Origin of the sequence: Dactylosporangium sp. NPDC051541, assembly GCF_044454505.1 — a bacterium.
Lineage (GTDB): Bacteria > Actinomycetota > Actinomycetes > Mycobacteriales > Micromonosporaceae > Dactylosporangium.
In genome coordinates this window covers 112,242-130,309 of record NZ_JBITDU010000022.1, presented here as the reverse complement: position 1 = coordinate 130,309, position 18,068 = coordinate 112,242, and the positions used below count along the sequence as shown (strand labels likewise).

Annotated in this window: 9 protein-coding genes; 4 read left to right on the top strand and 5 right to left on the bottom strand. The window is 75.1% G+C overall.

All coding sequences use genetic code 11. The annotated features are described in order from the left end of the window. The first annotated feature begins 31 nt into the window (after positions 1–31). From ACIA8L_RS50650 to ACIA8L_RS50640, 3 genes are all read left to right on the top strand, one after another. Positions 32–463: a hypothetical protein gene (locus tag ACIA8L_RS50650; RefSeq protein ID WP_395916587.1), complete on the top strand. Its 432-nt coding sequence runs from the start codon at positions 32–34 to the stop codon at positions 461–463. A gap of 166 nt (positions 464–629) precedes the next feature. Continuing rightward, the gene (locus tag ACIA8L_RS50645; RefSeq protein WP_395916585.1) at positions 630–911 is read left to right on the top strand and encodes a GlsB/YeaQ/YmgE family stress response membrane protein; all 282 of its coding nucleotides are present in this window, start codon (positions 630–632) and stop codon (positions 909–911) included. A 113-nt stretch (positions 912–1,024) separates the two neighbouring features. After that, positions 1,025–3,514, top strand: a complete 2,490-nt coding sequence (locus tag ACIA8L_RS50640; RefSeq protein ID WP_395916584.1) for a hypothetical protein — start codon at positions 1,025–1,027, stop codon at positions 3,512–3,514. A gap of 90 nt (positions 3,515–3,604) precedes the next feature. On the opposite strand, the gene ACIA8L_RS50635 is transcribed toward ACIA8L_RS50640, so the two are convergent. The 5 genes from ACIA8L_RS50635 to ACIA8L_RS50615 are packed head-to-tail and all read right to left on the bottom strand — an operon-like array spanning position 3,605 to position 15,744. After that, entirely contained in the window at positions 3,605–6,787 is a 3,183-nt protein-coding gene (locus ACIA8L_RS50635; RefSeq protein WP_395916583.1) for a tetratricopeptide repeat protein, read from the bottom strand. Continuing rightward, the gene (locus tag ACIA8L_RS50630) at positions 6,784–8,715 is read right to left on the bottom strand and encodes a caspase family protein (RefSeq protein ID WP_395916581.1); all 1,932 of its coding nucleotides are present in this window, start codon (positions 8,713–8,715) and stop codon (positions 6,784–6,786) included. The genes ACIA8L_RS50635 and ACIA8L_RS50630 overlap by 4 nt, the downstream gene beginning before the upstream one ends. A gap of 12 nt (positions 8,716–8,727) precedes the next feature. Continuing rightward, positions 8,728–9,981, bottom strand: coding sequence for a CHAT domain-containing protein (locus tag ACIA8L_RS50625; protein ID WP_395916580.1), 1,254 nt, complete (start codon positions 9,979–9,981; stop codon positions 8,728–8,730). 7 nt (positions 9,982–9,988) lie between these two features. Next, positions 9,989–12,703 carry a hypothetical protein gene (locus tag ACIA8L_RS50620; protein WP_395916578.1) on the bottom strand — a complete coding sequence of 905 codons (2,715 nt, stop codon included), beginning with the start codon at positions 12,701–12,703 and terminating at the stop codon, positions 9,989–9,991. Between the two features lie 38 nt (positions 12,704–12,741). Next, complete coding sequence (locus tag ACIA8L_RS50615; RefSeq protein ID WP_395916576.1) at positions 12,742–15,744, bottom strand: hypothetical protein; 3,003 nt, start codon at positions 15,742–15,744, stop codon at positions 12,742–12,744. Positions 15,745–15,860: 116 nt separating this feature from the next. Here ACIA8L_RS50615 and ACIA8L_RS50610 point away from each other — a divergent pair, with 116 nt between their 5' ends. Next, a complete protein-coding gene (locus ACIA8L_RS50610) occupies positions 15,861–18,005 on the top strand; it encodes a hypothetical protein (protein WP_395916575.1) in 2,145 nt (714 codons plus the stop codon). Positions 18,006–18,068 lie beyond the last annotated feature (63 nt).

The window sequence follows — 18,068 nt, the reverse complement described above, 5'->3', positions numbered from 1 at the left end:
ACGGCGCCATGTGCGACGGCACGGTGGTGCGATGTCAACGACCTCTACAAGTACCGCAGCCGCGCGGCTCGGCGGCCGGGGCCCGGTCCCGGACCGCATCGGACGCATCCTCCTGGCCGTGTGCGCGGTCGCCACCCTGGGTGCGTTCGCCGACGGAATAACCCGGGTCAGCCGTGCGCCCGACGACTATCTGCTCACCGAGTTCTGGCGGACGATGGCCTATCTCGTCTTCGCCGGCATGTGGGCACTCCTGGCGGCCGCGCCGCGCGCGCAGCGCGGCCTGTTCGAACTGATCATGCTGCACAAGGGCGCGGTCACCGCCCAGGCGCTGCTGGCCTGGGACCTTCCGGGTGGGAAGCAGACGGCGATCATCGACGGTGCTGTGGTCACCGCGACCGCCGTCGCCTACGTGCTGTGCCGAGGCTGGTACGCGTGGCGGCGCAGCGGCCCACCCGGCGCCTAGTGCCGCCGCCCGCGGCTCTCGAAGCACTACACAACCGATCGGTTGCGTCAAGGAGTACACCCGGCGGCGTGGTTGGGAGCGGTACCACGTTTGCGATGCGGGCGTAGCGGGCAGACCGAATTCGGCGGCGGGAACCGCGCCGCTCGACAGCCTTCAGGAGGAAACTGTGACCGTCACCGGAATCATCACCGCGTTGATCGTCGGTCTGATCATCGGTGCGCTGGGGCGGCTCGTGGTCCCCGGCCGCCAGAACATCCCGATCTGGCTCACCATGGTCATCGGCGTCGTCGCCGCGCTCATCGGCACCGCGATCGCCAACGCCATCGGCGTCTCCACCGACACCCCGGGCGTCGACTGGGGCGAGCTCCTGGTCCAGGTCCTCGTGGCCGCCGTCGGTGTCGCCATCACGGTCGCCGTCATGGGCCGGGGTCGTAGCAGCGCGCTCTGACCGCCCCGCACGCCGCACTGATCGGCAATGCGGTCTCCGGACTTCACGGTCCGGAGGCCGCATTTTGCTGTCGCCGACCGTTCCCGGCCGGGTCGCGACTGTAGGTTCACTCCATGGCCGACGCAGAGCCGCTGCCCGACGGCGACGACGCCGCTCGCCGGCTGCGCGAACTGGTCGAACGGTTCACCGCCGGCGACCGGGCGGCCGTGACCACTGCCGGCGCGGCCCGGCTGGCCGAGGCGGCGGCCGCGGATCTGCGCTCCGGTCAGCGCGTGGACGTCCGCCGGCTGCAGGTGCTCGGCCACTTCCATCTGGCCCGGTTCCAGGCGCTCGACCAGGAGCCCGACCTGCAGCGGGCGATGACGTTCTACGCCCAGCTGTACCCGGTGCGCCCGGATCTGGTGCCGGCGAGCCTGCACGACCTGATCGAGGAGAACGCGGACGGCACCCGGCTGCTGCGGCGCGCCATCGAGGACGACGACCCGGCGGTCCTGGACGGGGCCATCGAGGTGCTGACCGCGGAGGCCGCCGCGGCCGACCCGCCCCGGCTGAGCAACCTGAGCACCGCCCTGATCCGGCGTTTCCTGCAGGCCGGCGACGCGGACGACCTCGACGGGGCGATCCGGGCCTTCGACCGGGCGGCCCGGCTGGCCGGTGGGGATGACCCGCAGCGGGCGCACTACCTCGCCGGTCTTGCCTCCGCACTGCGTGAGCGCGGTGTGCTCGCCGATGATGCCGGCGATCTGGACGCGGCGGTGTCGGCCGGCCGGGCGGCGGTCGCCGGCGCGGACGGCGACCTGTCGATGATGGCCGGGCAGAACCTCGGCAACGCACTGGTGGAACGCTTCCGCCGGGCCGGCGCCGGGGCGGACGTCGAGGAGGCGCTGCTCGCGCTCCGGGCGGTCGCCGCTCTGCTGAGCGCAGACGATCCGAGACTGCTCAGCGTGCGCAACTCGGCCGCGGTCGCGCTGCGGGCCCGCTACGACCGCTCGGGAGTGCCGGCCGATCTCGCCGCCGCGCACGACCTGCTGCAGGACATCGAGGAGCTTCCGGGCGACCCGCGGTCCCGCACGAACGCCTGGAACACGCGTGGCACGAACGGCATCGCCCGATTCGAGGCCTACGGCCGCCTCCCCGATCTCGACACCGCCATCAAGGACCTACAGAAGGCTCGGGGGTACGCGCGCGAGGCCGGTTCGCTCCCCGACGTCCTGATGAACCTCGGCAACGCCCACCTGGTCCGCTTCGAGCACCTGGACGACGAGACCGACCTGGCCGCGGCCGTCGACGCGCTGACCGAGGCGGAGCGGCTCGCGCCGAGCGCCGACCGGCTGAGCAATCTGGCCCTCGCGCTCAGCGCCCGCTTCGAGCACGCCGGCGACCGCACCGACCTGGACGCGGCCGTAGCCCTCGGCCAGCGGGCCGTGGAGGTCAGCGACGGCCACGTCGAACGGGCCGCGATGCTCGGCAATCTGGGCAATCTGCTCGCCGTCCGCGCCGACCATTCGGCCACGATGCTCGATCTGGACGCCGCCCGGGTCGTGCTCGAGGAGGCCGCGCGAACGGTACCCGGCAGCCACCCGGATGCGGCCCGGCACCGCAACAACCTCGGCCTGGCCTGGCGAGCACGCTTCGAGCGGACCGGTGAGCCGGGCGACCTGGACGCCGCGTTGCGCGAGCACGAGGCGGCCGTGGCGACGGTGCGGCCCGGCTCGCCGGAGCGGTCCGGCTACGTGTCGAACCTGGGCGTGGCCCGGCTCGCGCGGTACACCGCCGACGGCGACCCCGCGGACCTCGACGCGGCGGTGGCGGCGTTCGAGGCCGGCCTGGCGGCGCTGCCGGACGGCGCACGGGACACGCTCAGCATGTCGGGCAACCTCGGCACCGCCCTGACCGAGCGCGCCCGCCGCACCGCCGGCGTGGCCGATCGGGACCGGGCGGTGGACCTGCTGCGGCAGGCCTCGGCCGGCGGCCCCGACCAGGCCCGGGCGAGCTTCTACCTCGCCACCGCCCTGCTCGGGCCGCACAAGCCCGGACCGGGGTACTTCGAGGCGATGTCCGCCCTGGCCCGCGCGGCCGGGGCCGGCTCGGCGGCGCCGTCGCTGCGCCTCGCCGCGGCGTCGACGGCCGGGCACGCCGCCCGGGCCGCCGGGGACCCGTCGGTGGCCGTCGACGCCTTCCGGGTGGCGCTGTCGCTGCTGCCGCTGCTGTCGGGGCGCCGGCTGCGCCGGGCCGATCAGGAGTTCCACCTCGCCGAACGGGCCGGGCTGGCCGGTGCCGCCGCCGAGGCCTCCATCCGGGCGGATCGCCCGGCAGACGCCGTGGAACTGCTCGAGCAGGGCCGCGCGGTGCTGTGGAGCCAGCGGATCGCCGTGCGCGGCGCCACCGCCCGGCTCGATCCACGGGCCGCCCGCCGGCTCGCGGAGCTGCGTGAGCTGCTGGACGTGGACTCGCTGCGGCCCACCACCTTCGGCAGTCGTGGCGGGCCGGTGGCCGGGGTGCTGCGCGAGCTGCGGGCCGACGTGCGGCGGGAGCGGCTACTGCGGGAGATGCACGCCCTGCTGGCCGACCCGCCGCCCGCAGGCGAGCCGCAGCCGCGCTAACGAGATGGGCTCTTCAAGGGCGCCCGGCGATCGAGGTCGAGGCTGGTCGCGCGGATGCGCTCGGCGAGCAGTGTCAGGTCCGTCTGTACGTCAGCGCTCCGCCTTGCGGACGAGGCCGACGAGGGCGTCGGTCTCGGCTGACCACGGTGCGGTGGTGCGGGTCGCGCTGTCCAGGTCGGCCCGGATTCGTTCGGCCCGGCCGGCCAGGTCGGGGTGTTCGGCGCGCAGGGCGTCGAGGTGCGGGCTGATCTGCCGCGCCTGGTCCCACAGGACGTTGCGGCCGTGTTCGGTGAGCTCGACCGCGTGGCGGGGGTCGGCGGCGTGCAGGGCGGCCGCGGCGGCGTCGGCGGCCCAGCCGGAGCGGCGCACGAGCTGGTCCTCGCGGGCCGCGCGGTGCAGGCCGCGCCAGGTGAGCAGCGGCAGCAGGGCGACGGCCCGGCCGTAGCAGGCGCGGGCGCGGTGCCACTCGGCGTGCACGGCCGCGAGGCCGGCCGCGGCGATGGCGGCGTCGGCGCGTTCGCCCGCGGGGACACCGGGTAGTGCCGCGGCCCGGTCGAGCAGGTCCAGGGCGTCCGCCGGTCGTCCGGTGCGGGCGTACATGTCTGCCATGTCGATGAGGTAGCGGCCCAGGTACGGGTCGCCGTCGGCGGCGGCGCCGACGGCCTCCTCGGCGCCGGCCAGTGCGGCGGCCAGGTCCGGTCGTTCGCCCGTGGCCTCGTACAGCTGGAAGCGGATCCAGGCCATGGCGTGCAGGTAGCGGCTGCGGGCCGGGTGGGCGGCCGGAACCAGGGCCAGGGCGTCGGCGGCCACGTCGGCGGCCTCGGCCAGGTCGGTCAGCGCGGCCGTGACGAGGTACCGGTTGTGCAGGCTGGTGGCGAGCATGAGCCGGACGACCCGGCCGTCGGGGTTGTGCTCCGGCAGCGCCGCGCAGGCCTGCCGGGCGGCGTCGACGGCCGCGGTGGCGTCGGCCGGGTCCCGGGTCTCGGCGAGCCGGGCGGTGACCGCCAGGGCGTGCTGGTTCGCGGCGTCGGCCCGGGCGCCGCCGGCCAGCGCGTCCGAGCGGCGCGCCCACTCGGTGATCTCGACGGCGGCGTTGAGGTCGGCGAGGTCGCCGCGGACCTGGAACCGGTGCCGGAGCAGCCCGCCGAACAGGGCGGCGTTGCCCGCCACCTCGCGGGGCGTCGCCGTCGTGTCGTCCCGCAGGCTCCGGCTGAGCCGCGAGATCGCCTCGTCCAGGTGGGCGAGGTCGCCGGTGCGCTGATAGGCGATCAGCAGGGCGTGCGCGAGGTCGGCCACGGCCGCGGCGGTCGGCATCGCCTCGGCCGGGCCGCCGGCGGTGCGCGGGTTGGCCCGGCCGAGCCGGATCGCCTCGTCGAGGTCGTCCTGGCCGCCGCGGCTCATCGCCCGGGCCCGCAGGACCATCGCCAGGGTCTGGGTCGCGCCGCCGCGCAGGTGCTCGTCGGCCCCGGCCGCTGCGGCGTCCCGGGCGGCCGCCACCGCCTCGTCCAGCGCGGCCTCGTCGCCGCTGATGTAGAACCAGCGGTTGAGCGCACCGGCGAGGCAGGCCTGCGCGGCCGCGCGGCCGTCTGCGGTCAGTCCGGGCATTCGCAGTACCAGACGAGCGTTTTGCACTGCTTCTCGGGCGGTTTCCCGGTCCGCCGTGCGGGAGGCCTTGGATTCCAGCAGGGTGGAGAGTCGCAGCAGCAGGCCGGCGCGCTGCGGGTGGTAGGCGACGAGTGGCTCCAGCTGGGCCCGCGCGGCGGCGATCGCGGCGTCGAGGTCCTCGTCCCGGCCGGCCGTCAGGGCCCGCTCGGTCAGTGCGGTGAGGTCGGCCGGGTGGGCGGCGGTCGCGCCGATGATGGCCGCGTTGGTGAGGTGCAGCCCCCGGTCCGGGTGGCCGGGTGGCATCAGGTCGAGGGCGGCGCGGCTCAGGGTTTTCGCCCGGTCGGCGTCGGCCGGGTCGCCGGTCAGCTCGAACCGGGTGTACACGGTCATCGCGAGGTCACCGGTGACCGGCCCCCGCCGCGGGTGGTCCGCGGGCAGTGCGGCCAGGCAGCCCTCGTAGTGCGCGGCCGCCTCCGCCAGCGGCCCGGTGTCGCGGTCCAGGTCGGCCCGGGCCCGCAGCGCGGCGGCCAGGTTCGCCCGGGCCAGCGGCAGGTCGTCATGGCCGGGGCCGAGGGTGGCGACCGCCTGCCGGCCGCAGGCGACCGCGCGGTCCAGGGCGTCGGTGTCTCCGGTCACCTCGTACCGCACCCGGAGCGCGATGCCGAGGTTGGACCGCAGCAGCCCGAGCGCCGGATGGCCGGCCCCCGCGCGCACGGCGTCCTCGCCCGCCGCGATGGAGCGCTCCAGCGCGGCCGCGTCGCCGGTCCATTCGAAGCGCATCCGGTGCAGGGTGCACAGGTCACCGGCCATGGCCACGGCGTACACGTGACCGGGCGGCACCAGCCGGCCGGCCTGCTCCATGAGGCCGATCGCCGCATCGAGGCCGGCAACGTCCTGGGTCGGGATGGCCGCCTCGCGCCGGGCGTCGGCCGCCAGGTACAGGGTGAACGCCCGCTCCTCGTCGGTCCCGGACGGCGCCGGGCCGACCGGCGGCTGCTCGGCGAGCAGGGCGGTGACCTGCGCGTGGTAGCCGGCGAACCGGGCCGGGTCGGCCTCGGCCAGTGGCCGCAGCAGCGCCTCGGCCTCGGCCGCGTCGGTGCGGGCCGATCCGAGGTCGCCGGCCTCGGCGGCGACCGCGGCCGCGTTGAACAGGCACGCGCCGAGCTCGAACGCCCAGTGTTCGTCCCGGGCGCCGGGCGTGGCCCGGTAGATGGCGACCGCCTCGGCCAGGACCTGGGCCGCGTCCGGGCGGCCGAGTTCGGCGAGCCGGCCGCCGAGGTTGTTCAGGGACCGGGCGAGGTCGCCGCTGTACTCGGGGTCGTCGCGCGCGAGCGGCCGGCGCAGGTCCACCCCGGCCTGGGCGGCCGCGCAGGCGTCGGCGGGCCGCCCGCCGTCGGCCAGCCGGTTGCCGAGGTTGTCCAGCGCGGCCGCGAGGTTGCCCCGGTCGGCCACGGCACCGGTCCGCGCCGCGAGCGTGTGGAAGACCTCGACCGCCTCGGCGTGCGCGGCCAGCGCCTCGTCGGTGCGCCCCAGCCGGGCCAGGCTGGTTCCGAGGTCCGTCAGTGCCGAGCCGAGCACGCGGGCCGCGTCGTCCGTCCCGGTGCCGGCCGCCCGGGCCCGCGCCACCGCCCGGGCCGCGGCCGCGCGGGCGCTCTCGGCGTCCATCATGGAACGCGGGTGGTGAACTCGACGACCGTGACCGCCCAGTCCAGCGCGACCGGCGGCGGTGGCGCGTCCAGGTCGCGCCGGACGGCGAGCAGGCCGAGCCGGTCGAGCACGCCGGTGATGCCGGGCCGCGCGCCGCGCGCCGCCGAGTCCGGCACCTCGCGCAGGCGCGGTAGCGCGAACGGGTCCGAGCTGAACTGCTCCTCCGCGACCAGCAACACCAGCCAGTCGGTGACGGACGCACCCGGCTCGACCGGCCGCTCCGGGGGCAGGGACGCGGTGATCGGGCCGCGGTTGGCGGCCTCGACCGTCCACTGTGCCGCGACGAATTCGCCCGGGAACAGGTTCGCGTGCATGCGGTGCCGGTCGGTCAGGTCCAGCAGCACGCAGTACAGCTTCCGGTCGGTCGTGTTGTGCAGCCGGATGTACACCGTCGGCGGCACCCACCGCGCGCCGTCCCAGCGATAGGTGCAGTCGTACGCGGCCACCGGCTGGGCCTGGCCGCGGGGCGGGCGCGAACCGTCGGGCCGGGCCGGGACCACTTCGAGGCGGACCGCGTCCTGCAGGGCCGGGGATCCGCTTTCCAGGTTGCGGACCTGCAGCCAGCGGGCGATGTGCTCGAGGTCGCGGACGGTCTGCTCGATGCCGGCGCCGTCGGCGGGCACCGGCGCGGCCAGCGGCTTGCCGTCGGGCCCGGTGATCTGCAGGGTGCGGGCGCGGTCCACCTGCTGAACCCGCAGCCGCAGCGCCGAGGTGGCCGCGTCGGCCGGCGGCACGATCCGGATGTGCGGGGAGGGCCCGCCACCGGCGCCGCTGACCTGGACGGCGCCGGTCAGGGCCGCGATGACGTCGGGGTCGGCGTCGATCGACACCGCGACGGGCGGGAGCGGCACATCGGTGAGGACCATCTCGTACTGCGCCATGGTGTCCGGCGCCCAACCGTCCGGTTCGACAATGCTTCGATGCGGGTGTACTGCCACGACGTCGACCTCCCGCAGCGGCTCGGCGCCGTGCACGCCGAACCGCGCGCCGGCGACGGCACCGTGGAGCGCGCCGGTGTTGAGCTCCCAGCGGCCGTGCAGGTGGCGCATGACGATCCGCGCCGCCCGCGACCGCATGGCGCCGCCGAGGAACTCCCGGTCGGCGACGCCTTCGAGCGCCTCCAGCGTCGGCACCTGGCGGGAGAGCCGGCCCTCGACGCGGCAGCGGGCGTGGCTGTACAGCTCACGGTAGGTGACGTCGGGGCCGAGCCGGGCCAGGGCGTGGCACAGCGCCTCGGTGAAGATGCCGTGCCAGCCGTCGGCGAAGGGCCGCTCGTTCGCCAGCTCCCACTCGTCGCACGCGGCGAGCGCGATGTGTTCGGGCAGTTGCCGGCCCGCGGCGAGGGCCGGGTCCGTGGCCAGCTCCGGCAGCAGCTCGCGCAGCGTCGGCGCGCTCTGCGGCGCCGGGGCGAGCCGCGGGGTCAGGAACGGGTCCGGGGTGCGCATCCCGCCGCGGGAGTGGCAGGAGTCCAGGATCGTCACCAGCTGCGCGCCGCTGTGCAGCACCTCCCGCGCCAGGACCGCGAGCTCCTTGTCGTACAGGTCGGGCGCGCCGGCCCGGCTGTCGTGACACACGAGCGTCTGGCACATGCCGGAGTTCTCCGAGTACCAGATCTCGTCCGGCAGCGGGCCGGTCGAGCCGTGTCCGCTGTACCAGAACAGGGCGGTGTCGCCGGGGCCCAGCCCGCCGAGGTGGCGGCGGAACGCCTCGATGACGCCGCCGCGGGTGGCCTGTTCGTCGCAGAGCCGCTCGACGGCCAGGTCGGCCGGCCCGATCCGGTCGCGCAGGACCCGCTCGGCCAGGTCGATGTCGTTGACGCAGCCGCGCAGGTCCATCCCCGGCCGCCGGTACCGGTCGATGCCGATCAGCAGCGCGTTTACTCTGGGCATCGCGATCGCCGGTCAGGGTCCGGTGTGCGCGAACGGGGTCCACACGCTGGGCCGGTGGCGGTGCTCGGTCCGCAGCCGGCGGACCGCGTGATGCAGTGCCTGCGCCGACCGGTCGGCGTTCAGGACGCCACCGGCCGCGACGTCCTCGTACACCTCCTTGGCGACCTGGGCGGCCTCCTTGTCCCAGATCGACCACAGGGTGGCGATGACGTGCCGGTAGCCGGTGTAGTGCAGGGCCGCGGCGAGCGTGATGGCCTCGTCCGGCAGGTGTACCCCGCCGACGGCGGTCTTGCAGCCGGAGAGGTAGGCGAAGTCGCCGCTGTACTGCTGCGCGCTGAAGTCGGTGACGGTGAGCGGGCCGTCGTGCACGAGCAGCCCGCCGTGCGACGGGTCGGCCAGGTTCTGCTCCCCGTGGCACGCGAAGTGCACCCATTCGTGATCGTGGAGCTGCGCCATGACCGTGTCGCGGGTCGCCCGCTCGCCGACGAGTGCCGTGCAGGCGTCCCCGAACAGCTCCGTGATGAGCAGCTGCTCCGACTGTACGTTGGGCAGGTCGGCCTGGCCCGGGGTGTGCGGCATGCCGACGAACAGCATCCGCTCCGCGCCGGGGTGTCGCGGCCCGGCGCCGTTGCGCGCCTCGACCAGCGCGCGCAGCGTCGGGGTGTACGAGGAGATGACCCGATCCAGCACCGCCTCACCGGCCGTGCTGTGGTCACCGGCGGCGTGGACCGGCAGCAGGGCCAGCGGGCCGGTCGGGCACCACCAGATCCGCGGCCAGTCCCCGGCCGGCGGCGCGGTGTAGCCGAGGTGCCGCAGCACGTCGGCGGCGAACGCGTCCCACATCCAGTGCAGGCAACGGTCCAGGGCGGCCTCGACGGGGTTCGCCGCGTCGGCCGGGTCGATGTCGCGGACCGACGTGCCGCGCGTGTACCGGCCGGCCAGCGTCGCGGCCTGCCGGCCCTGCACCGCGTCCAGATAGGCCTCGACCTCGGCGACGACGTCCTCCTGCCGCAGGTTCGGCAGCTCGACCACGCTTACCCCGGACGCCCGCACGACCAGCGCGTCGCACCGCCACCGGCTGATGTTGATGATCACCACCGGGCCGCGGTCCGCGGCCGGCAGCAGTGTCTCCAGCCGGGGCGGGCGCAGGAAGTCCTCGAACCCCTCCAGTGCCCTGACCTGCTCGACGAGCTCGTCCCACTCCCGGGCCAGCGCCATGCGCCGGTCGACGTCCTGGGTGAATTGGTCGGGGCGGCCAGGCATCATGCGACCATCAAACCGGACCGGTACCGCCGGGATGAAGCGCGCCGCCGGGTTCCGGCCGAACGTCGGCGGTTGTCCGGCCGGGTGGCCGCGTGATTCCGGTTGCGGCGCTCAGCAGTTCCCGGCGGACCCGGTCCAGCCGCGCGGTGAGCCGCGGCCGGCGGCGGGCCAGGTCACGGTGGTCGCGTCGCAGGTGCAGCCGCTGCTCCCACAGCAGCGACCGGCCCTGGTCACCGAGCTCGACGGCCCGGTCCCGGTCCGCGGTCGCCAGCGCGGCGGCCGCCGCGTCCGCCGCCAGCGCGCTCCAGCCGGCGAGGGCCCGCTCCTGGTCGCGGCGCTCGAGCCCGACCCAGGCCAGCCGGGGCAGCAGGTCGACGGCCGCCGCGTACGCCTCGACCGCGCCCGGCGCGTCGGCCAGCTCCACGGCCTGCGCCGCCCACTCCCCGGCCGCGTGGATGCGCACCAGCGCCGCCGCGGTGACCTGCCCGGCCGCCGCCGCGTACTGCTTGACGGACTCCCGCCGGCGGTTCGTGTCCCCCGTCGCGTCGGCCAGCGCGGCCAGTGCGTTGGCCAGGTCGTACCGGTTCAGGGCCTGGTCCGGGTCGGCGTCGTCGGTCGCGGCCACGGCGTCGCGGTAGGCCCCGACCGCCGCCTCGAGATCGGCCGCCGAGCCGGACAGCTCCCAGAGCTCGAGCAGCCCGTCGCCGAGGGTTCGCAGCCGGTACCCGGGCGACGAACTCGCCTCGCGCGCCCGGGCCGCGGCCCGCAGGATGTCCACCGCCTCGGCGACCAGCGCCGCATCGCCGGACTTGGCCAGGGCACTGCCGAGCATCACCTCCCGCCCGACGCGCTGGACGTGCCGCTCCGGCGTGGCCGCGAGGGACTGCCGCATGATGGCCGCCGCCTCGGCGATGTCGGCCGGGTTCCCCCGGTCCCGAAACCGCGTGATCAAGGCGCTGGCCAGGACCGAAAGCCGCCGCGGCCGATCCGGATGATCGGCCCGGCAGTCGACGGCCACCCGCAGCAGCGCGATGCACTCGCCGAGGTCGCCGTCCCCGCCCCGCAGGTGAAACCGCAGGTGCAGGGCGATGGCCAGGGCCGAGGCGTGATGGCCGGCCCGCGCCGCCGGCGCGATGGCGTAGGCCCGGCGGTGCAGCTCGACGGCCCGGTCCAGGTCGGCGAAGTCGCCGGTCCGCTCGTGCCGCGAGTCGAGCGCCGTGGCCAGGTTCACTAGCCGCCGGGACCGATCGAGATGCCGCCGCGGGGTGCAGCGCAGCGACGCCTCGTGCACCGCGATCGCCCGCTGCAGATCGTCCAGGTCGTGGGTGCGCTGGAACCGGTCGAACCACAGGCCGCCGAGGTTCGACAGCTGCCCGCCGCGGTGGATGGAGCCCTCGGGCAGGCCGTCCACCGACTCGAGGTACACCCGCAGCGCTCTGTCGAGATCGGCGATGTCACTCAGCTGGTCGAACCGGGCCGCCAGCGCGTTCGCCGCGTTCCCGGCCCGCAGCGGATCGCCGCGCTGCTGCGCCTCGGCATGCGCGGCGACCGCGGCCTCGAGGTCGGCCGGGTCACCCCGCTCGTCGAACCGGTTGTGCAGCGCGTGCCCGAGGTTGGACCGGTAGCTCGGCCGGTGCGGATCACTCGGCCGGGCCGTGCGCACCGCTTCGCGGTCCAGCGCGACCGCCGTGTCGAGATCCTCCACATCGCCGGTGATCGTGAACCGCATGTTCAGCCCGGCCGCCAGGGCGGCCAGCCGGCGCGCCCGGTCGGGGTCGCCGGGCCCGGTGCCCTCCACGACCGCCTCGAGCAGGGTGATGGACCGGTGCAGGTCGGCCGGGTCACCGAGCGCCTCGAACCGGTCCCGCAGCATCAGGGCGAGGTTGGTCCGCTGCTGCGGCTCGTCGCCGTCGGCGTGCCGGATCGCCCGGCGGAGGTCTCGCCGGCGCCCGCCGGTCTCGTAGCGGGTGTGCAGGACGGCGGCGTACTGCGACCGGTACCGGGCCGTGTCCGGCTGATGGCGCAGCGCCCGCCGGTGTGCGGCCACCGCGCCGGCCAGATCCTCCGGCCGCCCGCCGCGCTGGAACCGGGTGTGCCACGCGACCCCCAGATTCGCCTGGTACCGGGCCTGTTCCTCGTCGCCGCCGAGTCCGTCGGTGGCGGCGAACAGCATGATCGCTTCGTCCAGGTCGGATTCGTCCGCGTGGTGGCGGTACCGTGCGAAGAGCCCGGCCCCGAGGTTGCAGGAGTACTCGGCCCGCTCCGCCGTGTCCCGCTCGGCCAGCGCGACGGCACACCGTCCCAGCCCGATCCCGAGCTCGACGGCGATGTCGTCGAACTCCTGGAGGCATCCGTCGACGAGGTCCCGCGACTCCTGGTGCAGCAGCTCCGGCACCGGCTCGGCGTCCGCGAGCGGCTCGTCGAGCTGCGGCGGGACCGTCGCCTCCGGGTCGACGGCCCGCAGCACGGCGTAGAGCCGGTAGGCGGTCTGGCAGTCGGGGTCCTCGAAGTCGGTGGGCGCCTCGATCCACCGGCTCCAGAAGAACAACGCCACGAGCGCCAGGAGGTCCTCCTCCAGGGCGACCTCATCATCGTCGCGCACCCGCAGCGCCCCGGTCAGCAGCCGGCGCGCCTCGGCGAGCGCCTCCGGCCCGGCGAGCACGTCCGCCTCCTGGCCGCGGAAGTAAGCCGCAAGCCTTTCCCGGACCGCGTCGACGGGTGTCATACCGGCCAGCCTATGTGCCGGAACGTCCGGGCCTGCGGTCACGAGACCGCGGGCTCCGGGAGCACGGTGATCGAGGTGCCCTCCAGTTCGGTCCGGATCTCCTGCAGACGGGCGGCCTGGTCCGGGCGGACCGCGGCCAGGGCGGTCACGTCGGAGCGGGTGTTCAGAATCTGCGTCCACAACACGGCGCAGCCCTGGTCGAGCACGACGACCGCCTGTTCCTCGCGGCCGGCGGCCACCGCCAGCGCGGCCGCGCCCGTCGCCAGGCCGGACCAGTCGGTGAGCCACCGCTCGCGGTCGGCCCGGATCAGGCCGTGCCAGGCGATGGACGGCAGCAGCCCCACCGCCGCGGCCATGCCGTCCGCGGCCGTGGCCGCGTCGCCGAGGTCGGTGGCGAACGAACCGAGCCATATCGCCGCCGTCATCCGGTGCAGCACCGGTCCCGTCGTCGCCGCGACGGCGTCCTGGAACGCTCGAACGGCTCCGTCGCCGTCCGGCCGGCCGCCGCCGCGACCGTACCGTTCGCGCAATGCCAGGCCCAGGTTCAGGACGCAAACGGCTTCGGCGGGGTGGCCGGCGGGGATGCCGCCGCGCGCCTGATCGAGGCTGGCGACGGCGGCGTCGACGTCGGCCGGGCGGGCGCGGCTGAGCTCGGCGGCCCCGAGGTTACTCAGGTACGGGGCACGATTCGGGTCGGCCGGCGCGGCGCACTCGACCGCCACCTGGAGCACGGCGATCGCCTCGTCGATGTGCGCCTGGGACCCGGTCGTGCGGTGCAGGACCCGCAGCGCGTTGCCCAGGTTCGACCACACGGCCGCCTGCGCTGTGCGGTTGTCGCTCAGCAGCGCGGCCGCGCCGCGGAGGTAGCCGACCGCGGCGTCGCCGTCCGGGCCGCTCCCGGTCCGTTCGTGCCGCAGCATCAGCGCGTTGCCGAGGTTGATCAGACACACGACCCGTGCGGCCCGGTCGGTCGCGCCCCGTTGCGCCTCCCGCAGCCGCTCGGTCGCCTCATCGAGGGTGCCGGGCTCGGACAGCCGGGCCGCCCGGCTGAGCAGCGCCGCGCCGAGCGTCGCCAGCCGCACCGGGAGCTGTGGATGCCCCGGCGGCGTCTCGTGCAGCGCGGCGCGGGCGGCGGTGACCGCCTCCAGAGCATCGGCGACGGAACCGGTCGCCTCACACAACCGCGCGAGCGAGCTCGCGAGGTTTCCCAGGTACAGCGGACGATCGGGGTGCCCGGCCGCGGTTGCCGCCACCGCCCGGCGCTGCCAGACGACGGCCTCGACGAGGTCCGGTCGGTGGCCGGCGAGGTCGTAGCGGGCCAGCAACGCCCCGCCGAAGTTGGTCGCGAACCCGGCGGTGTTGTCGAGGCCGCAGCTCGTCGCGTCCACAGCCGCCCGGCCGGCCGCGATCGCCTCGTCGAGGTCCTCTACCCGGCCGTTGACCAGGTATCGGTGCCGCAGCGCCGTGCACAGGCCCGCCAACCGCAGCACTTCCGGCCGGCGAGCGGTCCACGGTCCCGCACGCAGCAGCGCCACGGCCTCGTCGAGATCGCCGAGCGTGTCCTGGCGCCGGTAGCGGGCGATCAGCGAGCCGGCCAGGTTCACCACCGATCCGGGTCGCGCGGGATCGTCGGGCGGGTGGGCGGCCAGCGCCGAGCGGCCCGTGTCGACGGCCCGGTCGAGGCCCGGCGCGTCGTCGACCTGCTCGGCCCGGCGGCCCAGCGCGGCACTCAGGTTCGACCGGAAGCCCGCAAGCCCCGGATCTCCCGGAACGGCCGCTCGCGTCGCCGCTTCGAACTGGGCGATCGCCGCATCGAGGTCGGCGAGGCGCGCGGTGTGGCTGAAGCTGTCCAGGAGGGTGGTGCCGAGATTGGACAGCCGCCCGGCCCGTGCGGCGTGACCCGCAGGTGTCGCGGCCACGGCGGCCCGGCCCGCCGCGATGGCGTCGCGGAGGTCGTCCTCGGCCCGGGTGAACGCGAACCGGAGGGTGAGGTGGACGCCCAGGTTCGACAGGTACTGCAGCCGGTCCGCATGCCATTCGGGGGTGGCCTGTACTGCCCGGCGGGCCGCGAGAATGCCGGTGTTCAGGTCCTCCATGTCGCCGGCATGATTGAACCGTGTGATCCGGGCCGATGCCAGGTTGTTCCAGTAGCCGGGTAGCCCAGGATCGTCGGTCGCGAAGAAGGTCGCCTCGAGCAGGCAGTCGATCGCCCGTTCGAGATCCTCCACGCGTCCGTGCTGCCGGAACGCGGCGTGCCGCGCGGATGCCAGGCTCGACAGGCGTCCCGGCCGTCGCGGGTCGAGACGTTCTACCAGTGCCACGGCCCGTTCCCCGGCGACGACCGCGGCCCGCAGGTCGTCGACCGTTCCACGATGTTCGTACCGTTGCCGCAGCGAGATACTCAGGTTGTTCAGGTACCCGCCCAAGCCGTCCGCGCCCTCCGGACAGTCCTCGACCGCCGCCCGATGGGCCTCGACGGCGTCGTCCAGGTCGGCCGCGGCGCCGGTCAGATCGAACCGGGTGGCCAGCGCGTTGCCCAGCTCCGACAGCCGGCCGGGACGGTCTTCGGCATCGGCATCGGCCGCCCGGCGCAGCAGGCCGACCGCGCGGTCCAGGGCGCCGAGGTCGCCCGTTACCTCGGCGCGACGCAGCAGCCAGCTGGCGCCGGCCGCCCACAGCGCCGACGTCGGCGTGCCGGGCGGCAACGGGTCGGTGCCGGCGAGCACAGCGCGGATGGCCGCCGGGACCGGTCGCGCGGGGTCGTCCGGGGCGACCTGAGCGAAGTGCAGGACGGCGATCTCGTAATCGGTCACCTTGGCACGTCCGGTGCCGGTGGGCGCCGCCTGATGACGCGACCAGAAGAACCAGCCGAGGACGGCATGGGCCTCGATATCCAACGGGGGACCGCCGGCCTCGGCCGATTGCATGAGCGCCTGCGCCTCGGCCGTCGCCGCGGGTTCCAGGACCGCACCACCGTCGCCCGTCGCGTCGAAACGCCGGACCCGGCCGCGCAGCGCCCCGACGACCTGCTGTCGCATCATGCTTCCACCTGACGGACGCGATCCGGGTCGGCCGGTCGGCGGGACTGCCTGAACGTCCGGCGAGGTCGAGCCGGGTGGCCGCCCGGTTCCGATCGGCGGCGGCCCAGAATCGATCGATGGACGAGCTGCTGCGGGCGATCCGGCACCGGGTGGACCGGTTCCTGGTGACGCACGAACCCGGCCTCCTGCTCTCGCGCGAAGCGGTGGCCGAGGCCAATGCCCTGTGGAGTGCGACGTTCGGGGGCGCCGGCGAGGGGACCGTCGAGGTCGCCCACGCGCTCGGCATGTTCGCGATGGGCCGCGCCGCGGTCCTGCCGGACGGGCAGGATCAGGACGACGCACGGCAGGCGGTCAAGCTGTTCCGCATGATCGCGTCGCACGCGCCGGAACTGGTGCCCGAGCAGATGCGGCAGTACATCCCGCTCGGCGCGCGCGACGTCCGCGAGCGTTACGAGCGGGCCGCCGAGCTGCTGCGGCAGTTCGAGGAGCGGCGGGACGTGGCGCTGCTCGACGAGGCTGCGGCCGTATTGCGTAGCGCAGTCGACATTCCCGCGGACGACGGTGCCCGGGCGAGCGTGCTCAACGCGCTCGGCGTCATGCTGAGCAACCGGTTCGAGCACACCGGCGACGCGGGCAGCCTGGACGAGGCGGTGACCCGCGGGCGGGAGGCAGTGGTTGCCGATGGGGGCTCCCCGCTGTACCAATCGAATCTCGGCGTTTCGCTCCGCAACCGTTATCACCATCGGCGGGACCCGGCCGACCTCGATGAAGCGGTGCGCTGCGGCGAGGCCGCCGTGCGCGGCACCGGCCGGCCGCAGGATCCGGCGATGTACCGAGCGATGCTCGGTCTGACGTACCGGGCCCGGGCCGAGCACACCGGCGACCTGTCCGACCTCGACCGGGCCGTCGACCTCATGCGGGCGGCCGTGGCCGGCTCCGCGGTGGACGATCCTGACCTGGGGAAGCGCACGACGAACCTGACGTCGGTGTTGACCAGCCGGTACGACCTGCGCGGGAACGCCGCGGATCTCGACGAGGCCGTGGCGGTCGCGGACACCTGGGTGCAGCGAACACCGGTGTCCGGGCCCGACCGGGCCGCCGCGCTGGGGCTGCTCGCCTCGTGCCTGGAGGACCGGCATGACCGGACGGGCAATCGCGTGGACATCGAGCACGGCATCCGCGCGGCCCGCGATGCGGTGCGGGCATCGGCCGACATGGACCGCGCGGAGCACCTGTCCAGATTGGAGCGACTGCTCCGCAGCCGGTTCCGCCGGTACGGCGCCTTGGCCGACATCATCGCCGCGATCGAAACCGGGCGGCAGGCGATCGCGTTGCTGCCGACGAACTCACCGGACCGGGCCTGGATGAACTCCCACCTCTGCAGCGCACTGCGCAGCCTGTTCTTCGTGAACGGCCGGGTCGAAGACCTGCGGGCGTCGATCGATGCGGGCCGGGCCGCGGTCGCCGTGCGCTCCCTGCGCAGCGTCCACGACCTCGGCCACGCGACGAACCTGGCCGGTGCGCTGGCCGACATGGCCTACCACACCGGCGAACCGCACTACGCGGACGAGGCGATCCAGATCATGCGGGACACGATCGAACGGACGCCGGCCACCGACCGGTACCGGCCCAGCCGGTTGAGCAACCTCAGCAACCTGCTCCAGCGCACCCGCGCGCCCCACTCCCGAAGCGCCGCCGACGAGGCCGTGCGGCTCGCGCGCGATGCGGTCGGGCTGACCGATCCGGCCGCCCCCGGGCTGGAGTTCCATCAGCTGGCCCTGGCCGACGCGCTGCTCGCCCGGCACGCCCACTCGGCGTCGCCGGCGGATCTCGACGAGGCGGTCGCGGCGTACCAGCACGCCGCCGGCCAGCAGTCGGGCGCGCCGGACTGGCGCATCGCCGCGGCGCGGGAGTGGGCCTCGCTGGCCGCCCGGCGGGGGCAATGGGCGAAGGCCGTCGACGGGTACGTCAGCGCCGCCGACCTCCTCGACGTCGCCATCTGGCCCGGCCTGGACCGCGAGGATCGCGAACGGAAGCTGCTCAACGTCGCCCGCGACCTCGGCACCGGCGGGGCGGCCAGCGCCCTGAACGCCGGCCGGGCCGGCACTGCCGTCAGCCTCGTCGAGGCGGGCCGGGCGGTCATCTGGGCCCAGCTGCTGAACTCCCGCACCGACCTGACCCGGCTGTCGGCGGCGAACCCGCAACTGGCGGTCCGCCTCGACGCCGTGCGCCGGAGCATGGCGACCCGATCAGACGACTGACCCGGCCGCACAGCCGAACAGTTCCGGGTCCCGGGCGTGCTTTGGTGAGACACCCAACGTGGT

Bases quoted from the DNA above. Each gene is read 5' to 3' on its own strand.
- ACIA8L_RS50640 (WP_395916584.1), top strand. From the start codon at position 1,025: ATGGCCGACGCAGAGCCGCTGCCCGACGGCGACGACGCCGCTCGCCGG.
- ACIA8L_RS50615 (WP_395916576.1), bottom strand. From the start codon at position 15,744: ATGATGCGACAGCAGGTCGTCGGGGCGCTGCGCGGCCGGGTCCGGCGT.
- ACIA8L_RS50625 (WP_395916580.1), bottom strand. From the start codon at position 9,981: ATGATGCCTGGCCGCCCCGACCAATTCACCCAGGACGTCGACCGGCGC.
- ACIA8L_RS50610 (WP_395916575.1), top strand. From the start codon at position 15,861: ATGGACGAGCTGCTGCGGGCGATCCGGCACCGGGTGGACCGGTTCCTG.
- ACIA8L_RS50650 (WP_395916587.1), top strand. From the start codon at position 32: ATGTCAACGACCTCTACAAGTACCGCAGCCGCGCGGCTCGGCGGCCGG.
- ACIA8L_RS50630 (WP_395916581.1), bottom strand. From the start codon at position 8,715: ATGCCCAGAGTAAACGCGCTGCTGATCGGCATCGACCGGTACCGGCGG.
- ACIA8L_RS50635 (WP_395916583.1), bottom strand. From the start codon at position 6,787: ATGATGGACGCCGAGAGCGCCCGCGCGGCCGCGGCCCGGGCGGTGGCG.
- ACIA8L_RS50620 (WP_395916578.1), bottom strand. From the start codon at position 12,703: ATGACACCCGTCGACGCGGTCCGGGAAAGGCTTGCGGCTTACTTCCGC.